Genomic DNA, 18,510 nt, shown 5'->3' with positions numbered 1-18,510 from the left:
GGGAGCAGGGCACGCGAAGATTTTCTCCTGAATTGTAGATGACGTCTGGCATAGCGGCTGCAAGGCCGCCCGAAGCGAGCGAGGTCTTATCGCGATGGCACTGAAACCCGACTTCTGTTCGTCGGACGTTCGCACGTTCAGCGCCGCGGGATGGCGTAGCGCCGATCGCGCTTAAGGAAGGCCTCGTTGCCGCCCTCGAGGATGTTACAGACCTGCTGCCGTACTGCCGGGTTCTCCAACGCCCCGCTTACGTAGTGAATTAAGGGGAAGCCCGATTCCTGCTTCTCGCCCGTCGCGATCACCACCTGCTCGGTGTCCGAGTTCACGACCAGGTTCGGATTATGCGTGATTACGATGATCTGGCGCCGGATCTTCGCCGTCCGGAAATATGGCGTTAGCAATGCATAGATCGACTCGTTGTCGAGGTTCTCGTCCGGCTGATCGACAATCAGTGGCCGCGTGTCGTTCACGTCCAAGCCGAGATAAAGGATCAGCAACACGATGCCTTTGGTACCGGGCGAAAGGCTTTCGAGCTCGGAATTGTTGAACTTTAGACCGTAGTCGAGCGTGATATGGTCTACCTCGAAGATCCAAGACATCAGATCCTTTGTCGTGACGTTGGTCCGCAGGTAAGTCTGCGGCGCGCGACCGTCGCGAAAAGGCTGGAGGAAACTGTCTAGAGCGTCGCGGACCTTCTTGTCATCGCCTGAGGTCCAAGCGGGCAGGAGCACCTTGCGAGCGGCCTTCGCCAAAGCGTCGATGGACCCATATGGAATGGTCTTACGCTGGTCGAATAGGACCTCACCGCGGGACAGCCAGCCGTCGACATTAGCCGTCCACCGGATCGCGAACTCCAGATCCTTGCCCTTGAGCAGGGCGCGTTCGTCGAGCTGGTCGCGTATTGGCTCGTAGAGCGCCTGCAGAACGGCCTGTTCCTTAGCTAGGTTGCTGAAGTAGGCTTGGTAGGCATCCAGACGGCGTGTCTGGACGCCCTCAAGTCGCGGCGCTTCTTCGGTTTCTGTCGTTGCGATCTCGGCTTCGAGCCGGCCGATCTCCAGATTGATATTGGCGATCCGGACCTGGATCTGGCGTGTTCGCTCTTGCCGCGCCTTGTCCGTCAGCTCTTGCTTGGAAAGGTCCGCTATCTCGGCCGTGATCTTCCGGATCGTACCGTCGGCCGGCGGATCGCCGCCCTCGAGCGCCAAAAGGTTGTGCCGGATCACCGCATCTCGTTCGCGCAGCGGCTTGCGATAGTCGTGGGCGAAGCCGGGTTTGAACGCCGCCCACTCCGCTTCAGGGATGCCGGCCTCCTTCAACGCCACCTTTAGCTCATCGTAGAACCGTTCCATGACAAGACCGAATGCGTCCACACGGGTCTCCAAATCGGCCAACCGCTGGATCGCCTGCTTCTCGGCGCCGGCCTTCTGCTGGACAGCGGTGAGCGCTTCCCGCTTAGCTTGCAGGTCGGCCAACAGTTTTCGCTCGGCCTCCGAGGCGGGAGCCGGAATCTGCTTGGTCAGGCCGTCCCGCTCGGTTTTGAGCGTCTGCAAACGCGTGCGTTTTTCCGGGAGCTTGGCCTGCAGGTCGCGGATGATAAACTCGTCGCGAATGATGGTGTCGATTTCGGTTTTAAGTCGCTCGCTTTCGGCGGCGACGGTCATGGTCTTTAGCGCCCGCAGTTCTGCGAAGTTTGAGGCGTTCAGCGTGTCGACGGGATCGAGATAGCTGAAGATGACCTGTTCGATCTCTCGCACGAGCTCGCGGGTCACTCCGTCGCGGGCACAGATCCGTTCGACGTAGTTCTGGGACAAGTAGCGGACCAATTTCGCATCTGACGGCGGTTCACCGACAGTCTCCGTCGTCGTCGCTCCGTCCGCCCAGTTGAGTGTGACGGTCAGCCCGTCGAGATGCGGATCGGCCCGCCGCAGGAAGCAACCGTCGTCGTCATTGATCCAAGACCCGGCGGCATAGGCGATCAGGTCTGCCAGCGCGGACTTCCCCGATCCCTTCTGACCGATGATCGAAACCATCCCGGGATTGAGCGGTATCTCCGCGTCGGCGAACCAGCCTTGGCCATTCGATAGGCTGACCGACGACAGCGTCCTAGCTTCATCGTGATAGTCGGGCGTGCTCGGGCCGATGAAGGCGCGGGCTGCGGGTTCGTGGAGGATCTGCCGAAGGCCCTCGAACGTCGCGTCCGCCTTAATCCAGCAATAGCGAAGCTCGCATGCCTCGGGAACCTGAGGGTCGCAGGTGTGGGTCTGCTTGCCGCGCTGGGCGCACGGATGACCGATCTCGTCGGGCCCATGAGCATCTGAGCCGTGCAGGCAGGCCTTGAGGCTCATGAACTCCTTGATGAAGTGCGTTTCGCTTTCCGCATACGGAGATTGGGCAAGCGCCCACGATCGCGTCTTTGGATTGCCCGAGAAGAGGGCGTCCGACCTCTGTATCAGTACCTTTCGAGTGTGATGCGACTGCGAGTCCCACTTGAGCTTGGGCAGATCTTCGTCTGAGACGACGCAAAATAGGAACTTATCCTTGAACCGGCGGTCAGCGAGCGCCTTGAGAATGGCGTCGTCGTCCACCACAGCGTTCTTCATTCCGACGAACAGGGCGTCGCCGTCCGTACGAAAGCTCGTATGCTCCTCCATTAGACGGGAGCCGAGCGCCGTCAGATTGTCGATCTTGAGTTTGCGCTTCTGAGCGGTGGCTTGAGGCTCGGCCTCATTGGTAAATTCGAGGTCGTGGAGGAAATGCTCCTCGATGTCGCGGATCGCCAACTGGTCCGAAAGCAGGACGTGAGCGTTCACGCGATTGCTGTTGTCGATGATCTTGTTGAGCCGGAACTCTACGTTCGGGAAGACGCGGATATTGCGGATCGCGACGATCTCTTCGGGAGTGAACAGATCCGCGAGCTTGTCCGGCTTGTCGAGGTAATCTAGGCGCACGCGCTTATAGCCGTCGATGGTGAAGTAGTCGGTCAGCGCGATCGCCGAGATGTCCTTGGCGATTGCCGTTCGGAACAGCTTCTGCACATAGCCGTCCCAATCTGACCCGAACTGGTTATTCAGGTGAGACGCGGGCGTATGAACCTGAAAGTCCCATTTGCGCCAAAGTGAGCCGCGAGCGTCCGCGTCGGATTGGTCAGTCATGATCCCCCCAGATCTTTGTAGGCCGCCTGCGCAGCTTCTACCCGAAGTCGACTTCGCGCGTCCGCTGCCGTCGCACCAGCACCATTCCGATCCGATTTGGATTAAACCGCTCTCCGGTGGACAAGCTACGGCGCTCCGCTTACACCCGTCTCGCCGACCCGATCTTGACCGTGAGGCTCGGCCCGCAATCGCGCGGTGAACCATAGGCATCTCGGCCTAATCAGGTCGGGCGGCCTGCTGAATAAAATACCGAAAGGGAATACGCGGGGCGCGTTTCCCCTGTGGTTCACGCGCGGTCAACCGTCCCGACTGGGTGGTTGGGCGGAGAACTGCGGGTGCGTGCGCCACGCCGGCGGCTGCCAACGCCGGCGCGCAGTCTTAACGACGCTTTATCTGCTGGCCTTCCTGATCAGAGAGGCGCGTGTCTGGCTCAGAGGCGGCGTGGCCTGCCGCTGCTAACATTTGGGCAAGCCGAAGCAGGATTGCCTTCTGCTCTTCATCGAGAGCGTTGAATGATGCCGCCAACTCTCCGTCCAAGCGATCCGAAGCGAAATCCATGCGGCGGCCGGTAAGGATATATACCGGGTCCACACCAATCTCTCCTAACTTCAGGAGATATGCGATCGTCGGTGGCGTTCCGCCGTTTTCATAGGCGACTTGGCTTGTGCGCGCCACACCGCCAGCGCGAGCGAAATCCGCCTGATTCAGGCCACAACGCGCCCTTTCAGAGCGGATGCGGTCAGCCCACGGCGAAGGCATGACCGGTATTCCGATCACTTGGCTTGACACTGAGCACAATTCCGATCATTCAAGTCGCACTTTGTCGCAATTCTGGTCAATCGCATATGCCAAGCGAGTCGATAAGCCTCCAAAATGGAAGTGGTCGCATGCGACGCACGCTCGATCCGCGAGCAGTGACCGCCCAGCGGCAACGGATGGTTAGGACGGGCATGTCGTATGCTGATCTGGCAAGGGAAATCGGTCATGTCGGCGACGAGAGCCTATTGCGGGATATCCTGACCGGTAGACGCGCATGCCTACGTGGAAAATCGCATGCGATCGCGACGAAGCTGGGACTGAAAACCGCGCCGCTGAATGTGATCGCCGACAATGATTGATCCGCCCATCGCCAAATCCACTACCCCCATCGGTCTACGCCGCCGGGGTGTTGTCGTCCTTTGCGATCCCGCAACCTTTCCGCAATTTCGTATCGCGCTGGCGGTTGCCCTCCGCCGGTCGACGGCCGCCCCCCACACGGCCGCGCTCTCCGGGTCTAATGGCGACCGAGCCCGGAGAGCGGAAATTCAGGCGCTTGCAGCATGACGAAGCTGCGCGCCCCGCTCACCGCCCAACTGGCTCTCACCCGTATCGCCGGCGCCCTCTCCTGGGAACGCTGTGGTGAAGTCACCGGCAGATCCGCTCGCACCGTGTTGGACTGGAGCGATCCCGATACCAGCGCCGGCACCTCGCTCGATGCCGCCATCCTTCTCGATCTCGAATATCACGCCGCCGGCGGCGAGGGCTTCCCGCTCTTCGAATGGTATGCGCTCAAGCTGCAGGTCGAACGTGCCGGCGCCGAAGCCTGCCGGCAGCAACTGCTGCAAGCCATCGGCCGCGCCGCAAAGGAAACCGGGGAGGCAACCGCCGCCAGCCTCGCCGCCGCATCCGCCGGCGCCAGCCAGGCAGACCTGATCCTCGCCGAGCGCGAGACGGAAGAATCGATCGCCGCCTTGACGCGAACCCTCTCCCAGCTGCGGGCATTGCGGCAGGGCGGGGAAGCGTCCGTCCCGGGGGGGAACCCTAGCTGATGCATTACGGACTCACCTGCCCGCACTGCCGCTCCACGGTTCGCGTGCGGTCCAGCCGGCCGATCACGCCAACCTATCGGCAGATGCACCTCGTCTGCTCGGATGAGACCTGCGGCGCCACCTTCGGCGCCGAGATCACCATCACCCATGCCCTTTCGCCCAGCGCACGGCCGGATCCCACCGTCCACCTGCGCCAGGCGGCTACCCGCCGCCGGCCGGCTCCGCCGGTCCCCGCTAATGATACGGACAGGCGGCTCGCCTGCGGGCCGGGCGCCCCGCCCTGCCCCACGGCCAAGCCCGCCAACGATGAGGATCTGAAGCAGACGGGCTGATCGCCCCGCCCGCCGGCAACCTCCCCGCTTTCACGACGCCGCCCCCGCCGAGCCTCCCGGCGGGAACGCCCTCTCTTTGTCTGAGGAACTGAGATGACTGATGCGTGCTGCCGCCCCGTTGAGCCGCAATCGCCGGCCACCCTGGGCGCCTATCTCAAGCGCCGGCGCGAAAGCGCGGGCCTCTCGATCGAGGATATCGCCACCATGTTCACGCTGCTCACCAGCGCGCGCGAATGGTGCGCCGAACAGCTCCGCTCGCTGGAGGAAGCGGCGGCCCCGCCCCAAAACTATCACACGTGGATCCACGGCCTCCGCGGCGCCTTCCCTTTCGATCTGGAGGTCGCCCGCCAGCTGGCGGAGCGCGATCCCGCCAATCCGGACCTACCCGTGCCCCAGCTCTGCCGCGTCTGCGCCTGCAGCTGGACGGATCCGTGCGTCGACGTTCACGGCGCCACCTGCGCCTGGGCGGAGCCCGATCTCTGCACCACCTGCGCCGCGGCCCGCGCGGAGGCGCCCGCGGCATGATGCATGATTCCATCCACACTATCAGTTGCCGCTGCGGTCGCTGCGATGCGCTCTGGCGTGAGGAGGTCCGGGGCGATGTCGCCGCGCTGATCCTCGGCGGCGCCCTCGGCACGCTGATCTGCGTCGTCCTCATCGTCGCCACCTGGTGGCGCCCGATCCTCACTTTCCTCGGCCTTCAGGGCTGAACCGGGAGACCATCACCTATGTCCGATATCGTCGCCGCCGAGCAGCTCCAGCTGTTCATCGAACGCATCGAGCGCCTTGAGGAAGAGAAGAAGGGCATCGCCGACGATGTCCGTGACGTCTACGCCGAGGCCAAGTCCACCGGATTCGACGTCAAGACGATGCGCGCCATCGTCCGCCTCCGGAAGATGGAGAAGAACGCCCGCGACGAGGCGGAGGCGCTGCTCGAAACCTACAAGACCGCGCTGGGTCTGGCGTGATGTCCGCTCCCAATCCCCTGCGCGACTATGTCGCGATCGCCGCCGGCGATCCGCCTCTCCTGGTGGACAAGGACAATCTCGGCTGGGTCGCGACCGCAGACGGCGCCACCGCGCACGGCTGGAACTTCTATCAGGGCCTCCGCCTCGCCCACTGGGTGATGCCCGAAGCGTGCGGCGTCGCGATCCACGTCCTCGGCGGCATCGAGGATGATCCCCGGTACGAAACCGATGGCCTGCTCTGCAATCTCTCGCGGCAGGGCCTGCAGGCGCTTATCCGCGACCTGCAGGCGATCGATGCCAGCCTTGGGGATGCCGGCCTGGAGGAAAGCGAATGAGCGCGCCCACCCGCCCCCAGTGGCGCGGCGCGGAGCTGGCGCTGGTCCGCCGCGAATATGCCCGCCTCGGCGCCAGCGGGCTCGCCGCCCTGCTCCCCGGCCGCAGCATCACCGCGATCAAGATCAAGGCGCATCAGCTCGCGGTTAGCCGCCCCAACCGGCGCTGGACGAATCGGGAGCATCAGATCCTGCGCACCCACTTCCCCGCCGGCGGCTCCGCGGCCTGCGCCGCCCTCCTGCCCCACCTCTCCACCCACCAGATCATGCGCCGCGCCCGCGACATCGGCCTGCGCCGCACCCGCCGCCACCCCGGCACCGGCCCCACCATCGCCACCACGATCGCGGCCGCCGCCCCAACCGAAGGCGCCTGACATGTCCGATCTCCGCTTCAACTACTCGCTCGTCGACCACGGCAGCCACATCGCGCTGCACGAAGTTGGCTTCCGCGGTTCCCAGGCCGTCGCGGTCAGGGCCGAACCGGTCACCTTCACCGCCACCCACGATCGCCGCCGCGATCTCGTCGCAGAGATCTCGCTCGCCCACGCCTGCGCCAACGATCTCCCCATCATCCCCGCCGCCGGCCTGCTCGTCATCGCCACGGCAAAGGAGGCCTGAATGAGCACCACCACCCCCACCACGCCGAACCATCAGCCGGAAAGGATCCAGAACATGAGCATGCGCATCCTCCGCATGCCCGAGGTCCGGAACAAGACGGGCCTCAGCCGGGCAACCATCTACCGCAAGATCGAATCGGGCGACTTCCCACCCCAGCGCCGCCTCTCCACCCGCTGCGTCGGCTGGCGCGAAGCCGACATCGACGCCTGGCTAAACGACCGCCCCCTCTCACACCCCGACAATTAGGGGGCACTCAAGGGGGCACTGCCCCCTACCCCCTCAACAAACCCCCAATAAAATCAAGGTTCAGGGTCATGCCTTCGACGCTCTCCGTCTCCGCCAGCGCACTGCCCCGTATCAGCAGATGTTCAGCGCTGATTGCGCGCGGCAATTCCGACGTTGGCGGCCTATCTGGCACGCGTTCACTGTGCTCGCCCACCCCATCGTTCCATTATCCCACAGTCCCTTGCGTTCCCCCTTGCATCTTTTGCCGTCGCAGCGGATAGATATGATATAGCATATCACATCGAAAAGATGGGGGACCAGTGACATCCATGATCTCGTTACGGGCCGCGCTTGCGCTCGGCCTGCCGCTCTTTGCCATGCCCGCGCTGGCGGAATCCGCAGAAGATGAGGAGCGGTCGCGCCGTTCCGATATCGTCGTGACGGGGCTGGCGCAGGATGATAGCTATGCGCCGGAGGCTGCGGCCGTGGCGGGCAAGAGCCCCGCGCCGCTGCTCGAGACGCCGCAATCCGTAAGCGTCGTGACGCGGCAGCAGATCGAGGATCGCAACCTCTTCACGATCGGCGAAGCGGTGCAAACGGTGGCGGGCGTCACTGTTATGCCGTTCGATGGCACCAATCCCGACTATCGCGCCCGGGGCTTCGTGCTGGACTATGCCTATGACGGCATACCGTCGACATTCTCGTCCGGTGTTCCCGAATTCGATCTGGTCATCTACGAGCGACTGGAGGTGCAACGCGGGCCGACCGGCCTGTTTCGCGGGTCAGGCTCGCCGGGCGGCACGATCAACCTGATCCGCAAGCGCGGCTTGGCGCAATTCGCCGTCTCGACCGCGCTTTCCGCCGGTTCCTGGAACAATTATCGCGGCGAGTTCGACATTGGCGGCCCCGTAGACCGGGCGGGCAGGCTGCGCGTCCGCGCCGTGGCGGCGCTTCACGACCGCGACTTCTTCCAGGACAAGTCGCACACCCGCAAGCTGACCTCCTATGCGGCGCTTGACTACGATCTAACGCCGACGACGACGGTCGGCGCATCGCTGAGCTATCAGGATACCGATGCCGACACGCCGATGAACGGGCAGCCGGCCTTCACCGACCAGAGCTTCCTGAACTTCCGCCGCAGCTTCCAGCATCTCCCCGACTGGAACCGGTTCACCGAATCGACCACCGAATATGCGGGCGAGGTGCAGCAGAAGATCGGCGACTGGTCGCTGGTCGTTCGTGCGCTCCACCGCGACATTCCGCGGGCATGGGAAGATGCGTTCGTTCGGCCGGGAACCGGCGTCGACCCTGCCACGCTCACCGCCGAATATGTGAACCGGCGCAGCCGCGGCGAGAATGGCAAGAGCGCTGTCGACGCCTATGCGACCGGCCCGTTCACGCTGTTCGGGCGCGAGCATGAACTTGCGATCGGCTACAGCTTCGACAAGCGGACCACCTCGTTCCTCGCGCGCACGCAGACCTCGGTGGGGCGCTTCTCGATCCAAGATGCGGATGCGATCCCGCTGCCGCCGGTGCAATATACGTCCGGCTCGGAAACCGATCTGAGGCAGAGCGGCTTTCATGCCCAGCTCCGGCTGCGTCCGTTGGACCCGCTGACCATCATCGTCGGCGGACGGATCAGCGATTATACCAACAAGAGCCGCAACATCCCGCCGTCAGCGCCCAGCGCATTCCGCGTCACCGCGCGTGAACGCGGGCAGTTCACACCCAGCGTCGGCGCGGTGCTGCACCTTGCCGAGAACGTGACGCTGTACGGAAGCTATTCGGACATCTTCAATCCGCAGACCGCGCAGCGGAGCGACGGCACCGTGCTCGATCCGCGCATCGGCGCGCAATATGAGGCGGGTCTCAAGGGCCGCTTCCTCGATGGCAGGCTCAATGCCAGCGCCGCCGCCTTCCGCAGCAAGGACAAGAACCGGGCGCTGGCCGACACGGCGGCGCCGGGGTTCTTCGTTGCAGCCGGCGTGGTGACGATCGAAGGCTTCGAGTTCGAGGTCACCGGCAGCCCCCTTCCCGGGCTCGATCTGGTGGCGAGCTATACCAACGTCAAAACCGAATATGAGGTCGGCACCGACAGCCAGACGGGTGCGATCTTCGACGTCTTTACGCCGCGGCACCAGTACAAGGCCTATGCCCGCTATGAACCCGAAGCACTGGCCGGCGCTTTCGCCTCGGTCAGTCTCAACGGGCAAAGCGGGGTTGTCGGCGGTGGTGTGGCCGGCATCCGTGAGCAGGACGCATTCGTCGTGGCCAGCGCCCAATTGGGCTGGCGCTTCAGTGACCGGCTGCGTGCCTTCGTCAGCGTGAACAACCTGTTCGACAAAATCTATTATCAGCGGGTCGGCTCGATCAACACCTACAACTTCTACGGCGAGCCGCGCAGCGCCCTGCTGACGCTGCGCGCGCGCTACTGAATGGGCCCGGGGCGGACAGTCATTCCGTGGGATCACCATAAACGAAGGCGATCCGCCCCGAACGCAGCGCGACCTCGCGCCGGACATAGTCCACCTCATAGGCATCGGCGCTGGCGAGCTCGACGGTCGTGATCCGGAATACCATGCCTTCCACCTCATCCCCGGCGTGGCCGGTCTGTTCCACCATCGGGTGCCAACGCGAACCGCTCTTGGCGATCACGTCGGCATCGCTGATCTCGATCATGCGGCTGCGCCATCCGATCATCGCATCCGGCTCGCCATCCAGCAGGCGGCCGAACAGCGCCTGCTGAACCTCGGGCTGGCGCAGCGTACCGTAAGAAAACAGCAGGACGTCCATGGTCATCGGCCCATATCCTTCGAAGCGATGGCCGGGCGATAGCAGGTGGCTCTTCTGAATCCATTCGCAAGCCGCCCGTGCCGTCCCGTGATCAGCCCCTCTTCGCACCTTCCGGATACGCCAGATGGATCAGCGGATAGGGCCTGCCCTGCCCATCGAGCGGCGAGCGCCCGGTGCGTTCGAAGCCCATCCGCTTATAGAAGCCGACGGCCTGTTCATTCTGCTCGTTGACGTCGGTCGTCATGCCCGGATGAAGCGCGAGGCCATGGCGGACGAGCGCGGCGCCGATGCCGGTTCCGCGACAGGCCGGATCGACGAACAGCGCCTCCATATGGCCGTCGTCGATCAGCATGAAGGCCAGCGGCCGATCGTCGCCGTCTACCGCGAACCACAGCGGCGCCTGCGGCAGGAAATCGCACAACATCTCGTCGATCGCGATACGATCTTCGGGCGACAGGAAATCATGCGTAGCATCCACCGCGCCGCGCCAGATCTCGATGGCACGCGCCCCCTCGCCGGGGCGCGAGGGCCGGATATCGATCCTCATCCTCATGACCCGCCCCTTATCGAGGCGCGGCCCCGCCGGGAAGTCAGGCCGGCCGGCCCGCCGCCGCCGCCGCGCCGCGTGCCATCCAGCCGACCAGCAGCACCGCCGCCAGCACCCCGGTCATCCCTGCCATCATGAAGGCGGGGGTGTAACTTCCGGTCGTCTCGCGCAGCACGCCGGCGCCGAGCGCCGCGACCGCAGCACCGATCTGGTGGCCGGTCTGGATCCAGCCGAACACAATCGGCGCCTCCTGCTGGCCGAACGCCTCGTTGGCGAGCTTTACCGTCGGCGGCACCGTCGCGATCCAGTCCAGCCCATAGAAGATGGCGAAGATCGCGAGGCTGGTTGCATCGAAGCTGATGAAGGGCAGCGCGATCAGCGAGAGCCCGCGCAGACCATAATAGACGACCAGCAGCTTGCGCGGATCATAGCGGTCGGTGAGCCAGCCGGAGGCGGTGGTGCCGACCAGATCGAACAGCCCCATCATCGAGAGCAGGCCGGCCGCGGCGACGGGAGCGATGCCATGATCGCCGCAAAAGGCGATCATGTGCGTGCCAACAAGGCCATTGGTGGTCAGGCCGCAGACGAAGAAGGTGCCGAACAGCACCCAGAAGATGGGCCGGCGGCCGGCACGCAGCAGCACCTGGATGGCGAGCCCGGCGGTGCCCGCCTGCTTCATCGCCGGCGCGGGCGCGGCATCCTCCGCCTCGCCGAAGCGCCGGGTGCCGATGTCGCCCGGCCGTTCGGGCACCAGCAGCGCCACGATCGGGATCAGCGCCATGCAGGCGAGGCTGACCGCGAGCACCACCGGCCGCCACGCACCCGTGCTCGACAGCCAGGCAAGCAAGGGCAGGAAAATGAGCGCACCGGTCGCGGTGCTGGCGCTCAGCAGCCCCATCACCAGCCCCTGCCGCGTCGCGAACCAGCGATTGACGATCGCGGCGCCCAGCACCGAGGCGACCGCGCCGCTGCCAATGCCCGAAAGCACGCCCCAGCTCAGCACATAATGCCAGGGTTCGGTCATCCACAGGCTGGCGAAGGTGGCGCCGGCCATCAGCGCGAGCCCCGCCAGCATCGTGCGGCGGATACCGAACGACACCATCAGCGCCGCCGCGAACGGCCCGACCAGCCCGTAGAGAAAGATCCCAATCGCGGCGGCGAGCGAGATGGTCGCGCGGTCCCAGCCGAAATGCAGTTCTAGCGGCTGCATGATCACGCCCGGCGTCGCGCGCAGCCCTGCGGAGACGAGCAGCGCCACGAAGGTGGCGGCCACCACCAGCAGGATGTGGATGCGTGGCGGGACCAGACCGGTGCGGTGGAGCATCCGGCTCACGCCGCATCCTCCCGGCTGGCAGCGACCAGCCCCCGCAACTCCTGCTCCATCGCCTGCCATTGCGGCACGCCGAAGCGCTCGACCAGCGCGGTCTGCGCGCGTTCCCAGGCGCCGGTGGCATCGGCCATGGCCTGCCGCCCGGCCGCGGCGAGCGCCGCGATCTTGGCGCGGCCTGCGCCCTGCCCGATCGTCACCCAGCCATGGCGCTCGATCGGCCCCAGCGCGCGGTAGAGCGTGGTGCGGTCCATCACCAGCAGGTCGGCGAGGCGGCTGAGCGGCGTGTCGCCATGACGGGCAAGCTGCCGGAGAACCGAGAATTGCACGATCGTCATGCCCGTGCCCTCCATCGCCTCGTCATAGGCGCGGGTCACCGCGCGCGATGCCTGGCGCAGCGCGGTGCACATGCAGGGCAAGCCGGTTGCCGATCGAGAGTCGTGATGCATATGCATGATGCATATGCATGCTAGACCTTAAGTGTCCATCGCCATTTCGACTTGTCGAGCAGATATTGTTCCGCCCGGTGCAACAGTGAATGCCGGATCCGCCCGATACCGCCGGATCACGCGACCACGTAAATCCCTCAGGCGGCAGCGGTCGTCGACCGCCGCGCACCACGAAGGGCGGATGCCATGGATATGTGCCATCAATTTTCCAGCGATGTCGCTTTCACGCCGACGGTGAAGGCGATCCAGGCGCGCAAGGGATCGCGCGCGGGCTATGCGCAAATGGAGCGGCGCGGTGGCTGGGAGACCGAAATCACTCCCGATCTCGCGCAGTTCATCGGCGAACAGCGCAGCATCTTCCTCGCGACCGCCACCGCCGACGGCCAGCCCTATATTCAGCATCGCGGCGGCCCGCCGGGCTTCCTGCGCGTGGTCGATGAAAAGACCATCGCTTTCGTCGATTTCACGGGCAACCGGCAGTTCGTCAGCCAGGGCAATCTGGCGGACAATGCCAAGGCGCACATGTTCCTGATGGATTATCGCCATCGCCGCCGCGTGAAGATCTGGGGCGAGGCGCGGATCGTCGAGGGCGATGACGCGCTGGTCGAATCACTGATGCCCGCGGACTATCGCGCGCGGCCCGAGCAGGTGCTGTTGTTCACCGTCCACGCCTGGGATGCCAATTGCCCGCAGCACATCCCGATCCGCTTCGACGCCGAGGAGGTCGCCGCGCTCGTCGGCGAACGCGACGCGCGGATCCGCGCGCTGGAAGCCGAAGTCGCCCGCTTGTCGGGGTCGGCACCCCCCGCCCCCGAAGCCTGACATCAGAGAAGGAGATCGATCATGTCCCGTCCACCCCTGCCCCCGTTTTCGCATGACAGCGCCATCCAGAAGGTCCGACTGGCCGAGGATGGCTGGAACAGCCGCAACCCGCAGCAGGTGGCGCAGGCCTATACGGTCGATAGCCGGTGGCGGAACCGCGCGGAATTCGTCACCGGCCGCGAGGCGATCGAGGCCTTCCTCGCGCGCAAATGGGCGAAGGAACTCGACTATCGCCTGATCAAGGAGTTGTGGGCGCATGACGGCAACCGCATCGCGGTGCGCTTCGCCTATGAATATCGCGACGACAGCGGCACCTGGTTCCGCGCCTATGGCAATGAGAATTGGGAATTCGGCGAGGACGGGCTGATGCGTCACCGCCATGCCAGCATCAACGAGCATCCGATCGCCGCGGCCGACCGCAAGTTCCACTGGCCGCTCGGCCGCCGTCCCGACGATCATCCGGGGCTTAGCGATTTCGGTTTCTGACGCCATGGACGATGACGCCCCGCCCTGCCGGCGGCTGATGTGCGAGGTCGAACTCGCGCTCACGGCCAGCGAGACGGATCCCGTGTGCCGCCGCCGGCAGGAGGCGGAGGCGGCGCGCCGTGGGCTGACCGGCGCCGAGGTTGATGCGGCGCGCGCCGGGCGCAGCTTCGATGCCCGCGCAGCGGCGGCGATTGCGCTGGCGCTCGCCTGCCGCTCCGGTGACGATGGGGTGATCGGGGCCGCCACCCGCCGTGCCGCGCAGGCCGGGCTCGGCCCGGTCGCGCAGCGCACGATCCGCGACGCGGCGAGCGGGCCTACCGTCCCCACGACTTGCGCCGCGGCCGCCGAACCGGCAACCCCGATCCGGACCGCCCGGCGCTGACCGCCGGGCCGCGCGGATGGTGGAGGTTGGATGGATCGCTGGCAGGCCATGCGGGTCTATGTGAAGGTGGCCGAAACCGGCAGTTTCGCCGAAGCCGGGCGCCAGTTGCACATGAGCCCGCCCGCCGTGACCCGCGCGATCGCGACCCTTGAGGATCTGATCGGGGTCCGCCTGCTCACCCGCACCACGCGATCGGTCAAGATGACCGAGGCCGGCGCCCGCTATTTCGAGGATTGCCGCCGCATCCTCGCCGATATCGTCGATGCCGAGGCCTCGGCGGCGGGTTCGCACGCCAACCCCACCGGCACCTTGACCGTCACCGCATCGACGATGTTCGGGCGCATCTATGTGCTGCCGGTGCTGCTCGACTATCTCGATCGCCACCCGGCGGTGACGGGACGCAGCCTGTTCGTCGATCGCATCGTCAACATCGTCGAGGAAGGCATCGATGTCGCGGTGCGCATCGGCCATCTGCCCGCCTCCGGGCTCAGCGCGATCAAGGTCGGCACGATCCGGCGCGTGATCTGCGCGGCGCCAGCCTATCTCGAAACCCACGGCATCCCGCAGACGCCCGCCGATCTCGCCCGGCATCGCATCATCGCCCCCACCGGCGCCTGGACCTCCCCTGAATGGCAGTTCGGCACGACGAAAAAGACCAGTGTCACCGTGCGGCCGCGCCTGCAGTGCAACACCATCGACGCAGCGATCGCCGCTGCCGAGCAAGGCTGGGGCCTCACCCGCGCCCTCTCCTACCAGATCGGCCCCGCTTTGCTGGATGGACGGCTGCAGACCGTGCTCACCGAGCATGAGGAAGCGCCGATGCCGATCCACGTCGTCCATGCCGAGGGACGACGCGCAGCCGCCAAGGTGCGCGCCTTCGTCGATCTGGCAGCGGACCTGCTCCGCGCCAACCGGCTGTTCAACTGACGGTTGCCGCCTATTGTTTCTTCATGTGGAACAATGAGTTCAACACTACCGCAATTAACCATTCTTCACGGACAAATTACTTCCGATCCCAAGGCCGAAGCGCGACGCTAAGTGGCCTTAAGGGATGGAGGAAATCATGAAGCATCTGGTACTGTCAGCGTTGCTCGCTACCGCCGCACTCGCCCCGCTCACCCCGGCCGCGGCTCAGGCCCCTGCGGTCACCGCAGCCGCGCCCGTCACCGTCCACTACCGGCAGAAGATGATCGACGGCGTGCCGATGTTCTATCGCGAGGCCGGCCCCGCCGATGCCCCCGTCGTGCTGCTTCTGCACGGCTTCCCGACATCGTCGCACATGTTCCGCAACCTGATCCCCCAGCTCGCCGACAAATATCATGTCATCGCGCCGGACTATCCCGGCTATGGCCAGAGCGGCGCGCCCGATCACACCAAGTTCAACTACAGCTTCGCCCACTTCACCGACATGGTCGATACGCTGCTCGGCCAGCTCGGCGCGCAGCGCTACACGATGTACGTCATGGATTATGGCGCGCCCGTCGGCTACCGGCTCGCGCTCAAGCATCCGGAGCGGGTGAGCGGGCTGATCGTCCAGAACGGCAATGCCTATGAAGAGGGGCTCGCCGCGTTCTGGGATCCGATCAAGACCTATTGGAAAAGCGGCGCCGCCAAGGATCGTGCCGCGCTATCGAACCTGGTCACGCTCGATATAACCAAGTTCCAATACACCGATGGCGTGAAGGATGTGTCGCGGATCAGCCCTGACAATTGGGTGCATGACCAGGCTTTGCTCGACCGGCCGGGCAACAAGGATATCCAGCTCGACATGCTCTACGACTATCGCACCAATGTGCCGCTTTATCCGCAGTTCCAGAGCTTCTTCCGGGAACGCAAGCCGCCGACGCTGATCGTGTGGGGCAAGAACGACAAGATCTTCCCCGAGCCCGGCGCCCACCCCTATCTGCGCGACCTGCCCGACGCCGAGATCCACATCCTCGACACCGGCCACTTCGCGCTGGAGGACAAGCTGGACGAGATGGCGCCGCTGATCCGCGACTTCCTCGACCGCAAGGTGCGGTGACGATTTCTCTTTTCCTCCCCGGGCAAGCTCGGGGAGGAAAATTACATCGCGCCGTAGCTGGTGTAGCCGGTCTGGAAATCGTTGAAGAGGCGGAAGTTGGTGAAGGACATGCCGATCGTCATGTCCAGCCCTTCGACATGGTGCCACCAGCCGATCGGCAGGAACAAGGCCTCGCCCGGCCCGATCGTGCAGTCCAGCACCCGCGGACGTCCCGGCGCCGCATCGCCGGCATCGAGATCCGCGCCGTCCCAGCCTGAGAAGCAGTGCAATATATTGCGCATCAACGGACCGTCATGCGCGGCGACCATCCTGATCCGTTTGCGGCCGGCGATCTGCAGCAGCAAATTGTTGGTGAGATCATGATGATAGGGCGTGATCGTGCCCTTCGGCCCCATCCAGAAGAAACCGTCGCGCGGCTCACGCTGCGCGAGGATCGAGATCGGGGCGACGTCCGCCCACAGCGGCGCCAGCGCCTGCTTGTTGATGCCGCTGTTATAGGCGGTCAGATAGAAATCATTGCCGGTCTCGGTGCGCAGCCGCTGGGTGACGTCGCGCAGCCGTGCGCGCATCTGGTGCGGATCCTTGGCGATCTCGAAATCGGGGTCGGCCTCGCGATTGCCCTGCAGCTCGACGATCGTGTCGCCGAGGGTCGCATCGAAGTGGTCGAGCGACCAGCGCTCAAGCGCGGGCCAATGATCGACCAGCCCGGTGAGCTTCACCGGCCGGTTGGTCAGGTAGAAATCGCGGTAGAAACGATCCGGATCGATCTTGTCGATCGTCGGAATGCTCGCCCGATCGGGGTCGAGCTGCGCGAGGCGGGAGAAGACGCCCAACGTCCAGTCGCGCTTGGCGAGGCGGGCGTTCAGCCGGGTCGCGGCCTTGAGATAGGGGCTCTTGACCGCACGCTCTACCTCATAGCGGGCGGCGGAGGCGGGATGCCCCTCGGCGATCAGCCGGTCGGCGAGCGCCGCGGGGCCCTCGCCGTCCAGCAATGCGGTCGCGATCGCGATCCGCAGAGAATCGTCACCGGCCGGCGCGGTGGGGGCCGCAGGCTGCTTCTTGCGTTGCACCTTGCTTTTGGCCACCGCGCCGGTTCCCGGATCAGAGCTTGGAGGTCAGTTCGGGCACGACCTTGAAGAGGTCACCGACGAGGCCGATGTCGGCGACCTGGAAGATCGGCGCGTCCTCATCCTTGTTGATCGCGATGATCGTCTTGCTGTCCTTCATGCCGGCGAGATGCTGGATCGCGCCGGAGATGCCGACGGCGATATAGACTTCCGGGGCGACGATCTTGCCGGTCTGGCCGACCTGATAGTCGTTGGGCACATAGCCCGCGTCGACCGCGGCGCGGCTGGCACCGACCGCGGCGCCGAGCTTGTCGGCGAGCGGCTCGATGATCTCGTGGAAGTTCTCGCTGTTCTGCAGCGCACGGCCACCCGAGACGATGATCTTCGCCGAGGTCAGTTCCGGACGCTCCGACTTGGAGATCTCGGCGCCGACGAAGCTCGAGAGACCGGCATCGCCCGCCCCCGAAACCGCCTCGATCGCACCGCTGCCACCCTCGCGCGACGCCTTCTCGAAGGCTGTGCCACGCACGGTGATCACCTTCTTGGCATCCGACGACTGCACCTTGGCGATCGCGTTGCCGGCGTAGATCGGCCGGGTGAAGGTGTCCTCGCTCTCGACCGAGAGGATGTCCGAGATCTGCATCACGTCGAGCAAAGCTGCCACGCGCGGCGCGACATTCTTGCCGATCGAGGTGGCGGGGGCCACGAACGCGTCATGATCGGCCATCAACTGGACGATCAACGGCGCGACATTCTCGGCCAGCGCATGCGCATAGGCCGCATCGTCGGCGACATGGACCTTGCCGACGCCGGCGATCTGCGCCGCGGCTTCCGCGACGCCGCCGACGCCTTCGCCGGCGACCAGCAGATGGACTTCGCCCAGCTTCGCCGCGGCGGTGACGGTGGAAAGCGTCGCGTCCTTGACCGCGCCGCCTTCATGCTCGACCCAAACCAGCGTCTTCATGCCGCAACTCCCATCGCCTTGAGCTTGCCGACCAGTTCGTCGACATCGGCCACCTTCACGCCCGCGCTCCGCTTCGGCGGCTCGGCGACGTGCAGCGTCTTGAGCCGCGGCGTCGTATCGACGCCATAATCCTCGGGCGTCTTCTGCGCGAGCGGCTTGGACTTCGCCTTCATGATGTTGGGCAGCGAGGCGTAGCGCGGCTCGTTGAGGCGGAG

At 65.1% G+C, this 18,510-nt stretch carries 24 protein-coding genes and 1 pseudogene; 16 read left to right on the top strand and 9 right to left on the bottom strand.

Annotated elements, in window-relative coordinates:
• Nucleotides 1-137: 137 nt before the first annotated feature.
• Together FHS96_RS15270 and FHS96_RS15265 are read right to left on the bottom strand one after the other, a co-directional pair.
• Nucleotides 138-3,152 carry a TrlF family AAA-like ATPase gene (locus tag FHS96_RS15270; protein WP_429593149.1) on the bottom strand — a complete coding sequence of 1,005 codons (3,015 nt, stop codon included), beginning with the start codon at nucleotides 3,150-3,152 and terminating at the stop codon, nucleotides 138-140.
• Nucleotides 3,153-3,530: 378 nt separating this feature from the next.
• Nucleotides 3,531-3,911 carry a helix-turn-helix domain-containing protein gene (locus FHS96_RS15265; RefSeq protein WP_429593147.1) on the bottom strand — a complete coding sequence of 127 codons (381 nt, stop codon included), beginning with the start codon at nucleotides 3,909-3,911 and terminating at the stop codon, nucleotides 3,531-3,533.
• 128 nt (nucleotides 3,912-4,039) lie between these two features.
• On the opposite strand from FHS96_RS15265, the gene FHS96_RS15260 reads away from it, so the two are divergent.
• The 11 genes from FHS96_RS15260 (at nucleotide 4,040) to FHS96_RS15210 (ending at nucleotide 9,870) form a co-directional block, all read left to right on the top strand.
• On the top strand, nucleotides 4,040-4,270 hold the full coding sequence (locus FHS96_RS15260) for a helix-turn-helix domain-containing protein (protein WP_429593144.1): 231 nt from the start codon (nucleotides 4,040-4,042) through the stop codon (nucleotides 4,268-4,270).
• Nucleotides 4,271-4,471: 201 nt separating this feature from the next.
• The gene (locus tag FHS96_RS15255) at nucleotides 4,472-4,960 is read left to right on the top strand and encodes a hypothetical protein (RefSeq protein WP_429593142.1); all 489 of its coding nucleotides are present in this window, start codon (nucleotides 4,472-4,474) and stop codon (nucleotides 4,958-4,960) included.
• Nucleotides 4,960-5,292 (top strand): ogr/Delta-like zinc finger family protein, encoded by a 333-nt coding sequence (locus FHS96_RS15250; RefSeq protein ID WP_429593139.1) that lies wholly within the window; start codon nucleotides 4,960-4,962, stop codon nucleotides 5,290-5,292. The genes FHS96_RS15255 and FHS96_RS15250 overlap by 1 nt, the downstream gene beginning before the upstream one ends.
• 93 nt (nucleotides 5,293-5,385) lie before the next feature.
• Nucleotides 5,386-5,817, top strand: a complete 432-nt coding sequence (locus FHS96_RS15245) for a helix-turn-helix domain-containing protein (protein WP_429593136.1) — start codon at nucleotides 5,386-5,388, stop codon at nucleotides 5,815-5,817.
• Complete coding sequence (locus tag FHS96_RS15240; RefSeq protein ID WP_429593133.1) at nucleotides 5,814-6,002, top strand: hypothetical protein; 189 nt, start codon at nucleotides 5,814-5,816, stop codon at nucleotides 6,000-6,002. The genes FHS96_RS15245 and FHS96_RS15240 overlap by 4 nt, the downstream gene beginning before the upstream one ends.
• 18 nt (nucleotides 6,003-6,020) lie before the next feature.
• Nucleotides 6,021-6,260, top strand: a complete 240-nt coding sequence (locus FHS96_RS15235; protein ID WP_429593130.1) for a DUF2312 domain-containing protein — start codon at nucleotides 6,021-6,023, stop codon at nucleotides 6,258-6,260.
• A complete protein-coding gene (locus FHS96_RS15230) occupies nucleotides 6,260-6,595 on the top strand; it encodes a hypothetical protein (protein WP_429593127.1) in 336 nt (111 codons plus the stop codon). Before FHS96_RS15235 ends, FHS96_RS15230 begins: the two co-directional genes overlap by 1 nt.
• Complete coding sequence (locus tag FHS96_RS15225) at nucleotides 6,592-6,966, top strand: hypothetical protein (RefSeq protein ID WP_429593124.1); 375 nt, start codon at nucleotides 6,592-6,594, stop codon at nucleotides 6,964-6,966. Before FHS96_RS15230 ends, FHS96_RS15225 begins: the two co-directional genes overlap by 4 nt.
• A gap of 1 nt (nucleotide 6,967) precedes the next feature.
• Nucleotides 6,968-7,210, top strand: a complete 243-nt coding sequence (locus FHS96_RS15220) for a hypothetical protein (protein WP_429593121.1) — start codon at nucleotides 6,968-6,970, stop codon at nucleotides 7,208-7,210.
• A complete protein-coding gene (locus FHS96_RS15215; protein WP_429593118.1) occupies nucleotides 7,211-7,456 on the top strand; it encodes a helix-turn-helix transcriptional regulator in 246 nt (81 codons plus the stop codon).
• Between the two features lie 308 nt (nucleotides 7,457-7,764).
• The gene (locus FHS96_RS15210; RefSeq protein WP_429594093.1) at nucleotides 7,765-9,870 is read left to right on the top strand and encodes a TonB-dependent siderophore receptor; all 2,106 of its coding nucleotides are present in this window, start codon (nucleotides 7,765-7,767) and stop codon (nucleotides 9,868-9,870) included.
• A 19-nt stretch (nucleotides 9,871-9,889) separates the two neighbouring features.
• Here the strand turns inward: FHS96_RS15210 and FHS96_RS15205 are convergent, their stop codons facing one another.
• From FHS96_RS15205 to FHS96_RS15190, 4 genes are all read right to left on the bottom strand, one after another.
• Nucleotides 9,890-10,234 (bottom strand): gamma-glutamylcyclotransferase family protein, encoded by a 345-nt coding sequence (locus FHS96_RS15205; protein ID WP_429593115.1) that lies wholly within the window; start codon nucleotides 10,232-10,234, stop codon nucleotides 9,890-9,892.
• Between the two features lie 85 nt (nucleotides 10,235-10,319).
• Nucleotides 10,320-10,781: an acetyltransferase gene (locus FHS96_RS15200; protein ID WP_429593113.1), complete on the bottom strand. Its 462-nt coding sequence runs from the start codon at nucleotides 10,779-10,781 to the stop codon at nucleotides 10,320-10,322.
• Between the two features lie 37 nt (nucleotides 10,782-10,818).
• On the bottom strand, nucleotides 10,819-12,099 hold the full coding sequence (locus tag FHS96_RS15195; protein WP_429594090.1) for an MFS transporter: 1,281 nt from the start codon (nucleotides 12,097-12,099) through the stop codon (nucleotides 10,819-10,821).
• Nucleotides 12,100-12,104: 5 nt separating this feature from the next.
• A complete protein-coding gene (locus FHS96_RS15190; protein ID WP_429593110.1) occupies nucleotides 12,105-12,551 on the bottom strand; it encodes a MarR family winged helix-turn-helix transcriptional regulator in 447 nt (148 codons plus the stop codon).
• A gap of 186 nt (nucleotides 12,552-12,737) precedes the next feature.
• On the opposite strand from FHS96_RS15190, the gene FHS96_RS15185 reads away from it, so the two are divergent.
• The 5 genes from FHS96_RS15185 (at nucleotide 12,738) to FHS96_RS15165 (ending at nucleotide 16,264) form a co-directional block, all read left to right on the top strand.
• Nucleotides 12,738-13,373, top strand: coding sequence for a pyridoxamine 5'-phosphate oxidase family protein (locus FHS96_RS15185; RefSeq protein ID WP_429593107.1), 636 nt, complete (start codon nucleotides 12,738-12,740; stop codon nucleotides 13,371-13,373).
• Nucleotides 13,374-13,394: 21 nt separating this feature from the next.
• Nucleotides 13,395-13,859, top strand: a complete 465-nt coding sequence (locus FHS96_RS15180; protein ID WP_429593104.1) for a nuclear transport factor 2 family protein — start codon at nucleotides 13,395-13,397, stop codon at nucleotides 13,857-13,859.
• Nucleotides 13,860-13,863: 4 nt separating this feature from the next.
• Nucleotides 13,864-14,241, top strand: a complete 378-nt coding sequence (locus FHS96_RS15175) for a hypothetical protein (protein WP_429593101.1) — start codon at nucleotides 13,864-13,866, stop codon at nucleotides 14,239-14,241.
• Between the two features lie 30 nt (nucleotides 14,242-14,271).
• Nucleotides 14,272-15,168: a LysR family transcriptional regulator gene (locus FHS96_RS15170; protein ID WP_429593099.1), complete on the top strand. Its 897-nt coding sequence runs from the start codon at nucleotides 14,272-14,274 to the stop codon at nucleotides 15,166-15,168.
• Between the two features lie 136 nt (nucleotides 15,169-15,304).
• Entirely contained in the window at nucleotides 15,305-16,264 is a 960-nt protein-coding gene (locus tag FHS96_RS15165) for an alpha/beta fold hydrolase (protein ID WP_429593096.1), read from the top strand.
• Between the two features lie 41 nt (nucleotides 16,265-16,305).
• Here the strand turns inward: FHS96_RS15165 and FHS96_RS15160 are convergent, their stop codons facing one another.
• The 3 genes and pseudogenes from FHS96_RS15160 to FHS96_RS15150 all read right to left on the bottom strand — a co-directional run.
• Entirely contained in the window at nucleotides 16,306-17,349 is a 1,044-nt protein-coding gene (locus FHS96_RS15160) for a cupin-like domain-containing protein (RefSeq protein WP_429593093.1), read from the bottom strand.
• 16 nt (nucleotides 17,350-17,365) lie between these two features.
• Complete coding sequence (locus tag FHS96_RS15155) at nucleotides 17,366-18,295, bottom strand: electron transfer flavoprotein subunit alpha/FixB family protein (protein WP_429593090.1); 930 nt, start codon at nucleotides 18,293-18,295, stop codon at nucleotides 17,366-17,368.
• A pseudogene (locus FHS96_RS15150) lies at nucleotides 18,292-18,510 on the bottom strand (electron transfer flavoprotein subunit beta/FixA family protein); the annotation flags it as partial. The gene FHS96_RS15155 and the pseudogene FHS96_RS15150, both read right to left, overlap by 4 nt.

Source organism: Sphingomonas zeicaulis (assembly GCF_050433225.1).
Taxonomy (GTDB): domain Bacteria; phylum Pseudomonadota; class Alphaproteobacteria; order Sphingomonadales; family Sphingomonadaceae; genus Sphingomonas_D; species Sphingomonas_D zeicaulis.
The sequence above is the reverse complement of the archived record's forward strand: the minus strand, read 5'-3'. Positions and strand labels throughout refer to the sequence as shown.

Excerpts from the sequence above, each read along its gene's own strand:
- FHS96_RS15235 (WP_429593130.1), top strand. The coding sequence starts at position 6,021 with ATGTCCGATATCGTCGCCGCCGAGCAGCTCCAGCTGTTCATCGAACGC.
- FHS96_RS15250 (WP_429593139.1), top strand. The coding sequence starts at position 4,960 with ATGCATTACGGACTCACCTGCCCGCACTGCCGCTCCACGGTTCGCGTG.
- FHS96_RS15190 (WP_429593110.1), bottom strand. The coding sequence starts at position 12,551 with ATGCATCACGACTCTCGATCGGCAACCGGCTTGCCCTGCATGTGCACC.
- FHS96_RS15260 (WP_429593144.1), top strand. The coding sequence starts at position 4,040 with ATGCGACGCACGCTCGATCCGCGAGCAGTGACCGCCCAGCGGCAACGG.
- FHS96_RS15200 (WP_429593113.1), bottom strand. The coding sequence starts at position 10,781 with ATGAGGATGAGGATCGATATCCGGCCCTCGCGCCCCGGCGAGGGGGCG.
- FHS96_RS15225 (WP_429593124.1), top strand. The coding sequence starts at position 6,592 with ATGAGCGCGCCCACCCGCCCCCAGTGGCGCGGCGCGGAGCTGGCGCTG.
- FHS96_RS15265 (WP_429593147.1), bottom strand. The coding sequence starts at position 3,911 with ATGCCTTCGCCGTGGGCTGACCGCATCCGCTCTGAAAGGGCGCGTTGT.
- FHS96_RS15220 (WP_429593121.1), top strand. The coding sequence starts at position 6,968 with ATGTCCGATCTCCGCTTCAACTACTCGCTCGTCGACCACGGCAGCCAC.
- FHS96_RS15175 (WP_429593101.1), top strand. The coding sequence starts at position 13,864 with ATGGACGATGACGCCCCGCCCTGCCGGCGGCTGATGTGCGAGGTCGAA.
- FHS96_RS15215 (WP_429593118.1), top strand. The coding sequence starts at position 7,211 with ATGAGCACCACCACCCCCACCACGCCGAACCATCAGCCGGAAAGGATC.
- FHS96_RS15255 (WP_429593142.1), top strand. The coding sequence starts at position 4,472 with ATGACGAAGCTGCGCGCCCCGCTCACCGCCCAACTGGCTCTCACCCGT.
- FHS96_RS15210 (WP_429594093.1), top strand. The coding sequence starts at position 7,765 with ATGATCTCGTTACGGGCCGCGCTTGCGCTCGGCCTGCCGCTCTTTGCC.
- FHS96_RS15180 (WP_429593104.1), top strand. The coding sequence starts at position 13,395 with ATGTCCCGTCCACCCCTGCCCCCGTTTTCGCATGACAGCGCCATCCAG.
- FHS96_RS15170 (WP_429593099.1), top strand. The coding sequence starts at position 14,272 with ATGGATCGCTGGCAGGCCATGCGGGTCTATGTGAAGGTGGCCGAAACC.
- FHS96_RS15230 (WP_429593127.1), top strand. The coding sequence starts at position 6,260 with ATGTCCGCTCCCAATCCCCTGCGCGACTATGTCGCGATCGCCGCCGGC.
- FHS96_RS15195 (WP_429594090.1), bottom strand. The coding sequence starts at position 12,099 with ATGCTCCACCGCACCGGTCTGGTCCCGCCACGCATCCACATCCTGCTG.
- FHS96_RS15245 (WP_429593136.1), top strand. The coding sequence starts at position 5,386 with ATGACTGATGCGTGCTGCCGCCCCGTTGAGCCGCAATCGCCGGCCACC.
- FHS96_RS15270 (WP_429593149.1), bottom strand. The coding sequence starts at position 3,152 with ATGACTGACCAATCCGACGCGGACGCTCGCGGCTCACTTTGGCGCAAA.
- FHS96_RS15165 (WP_429593096.1), top strand. The coding sequence starts at position 15,305 with ATGAAGCATCTGGTACTGTCAGCGTTGCTCGCTACCGCCGCACTCGCC.
- FHS96_RS15205 (WP_429593115.1), bottom strand. The coding sequence starts at position 10,234 with ATGACCATGGACGTCCTGCTGTTTTCTTACGGTACGCTGCGCCAGCCC.
- FHS96_RS15155 (WP_429593090.1), bottom strand. The coding sequence starts at position 18,295 with ATGAAGACGCTGGTTTGGGTCGAGCATGAAGGCGGCGCGGTCAAGGAC.
- FHS96_RS15185 (WP_429593107.1), top strand. The coding sequence starts at position 12,738 with ATGGATATGTGCCATCAATTTTCCAGCGATGTCGCTTTCACGCCGACG.
- FHS96_RS15240 (WP_429593133.1), top strand. The coding sequence starts at position 5,814 with ATGATGCATGATTCCATCCACACTATCAGTTGCCGCTGCGGTCGCTGC.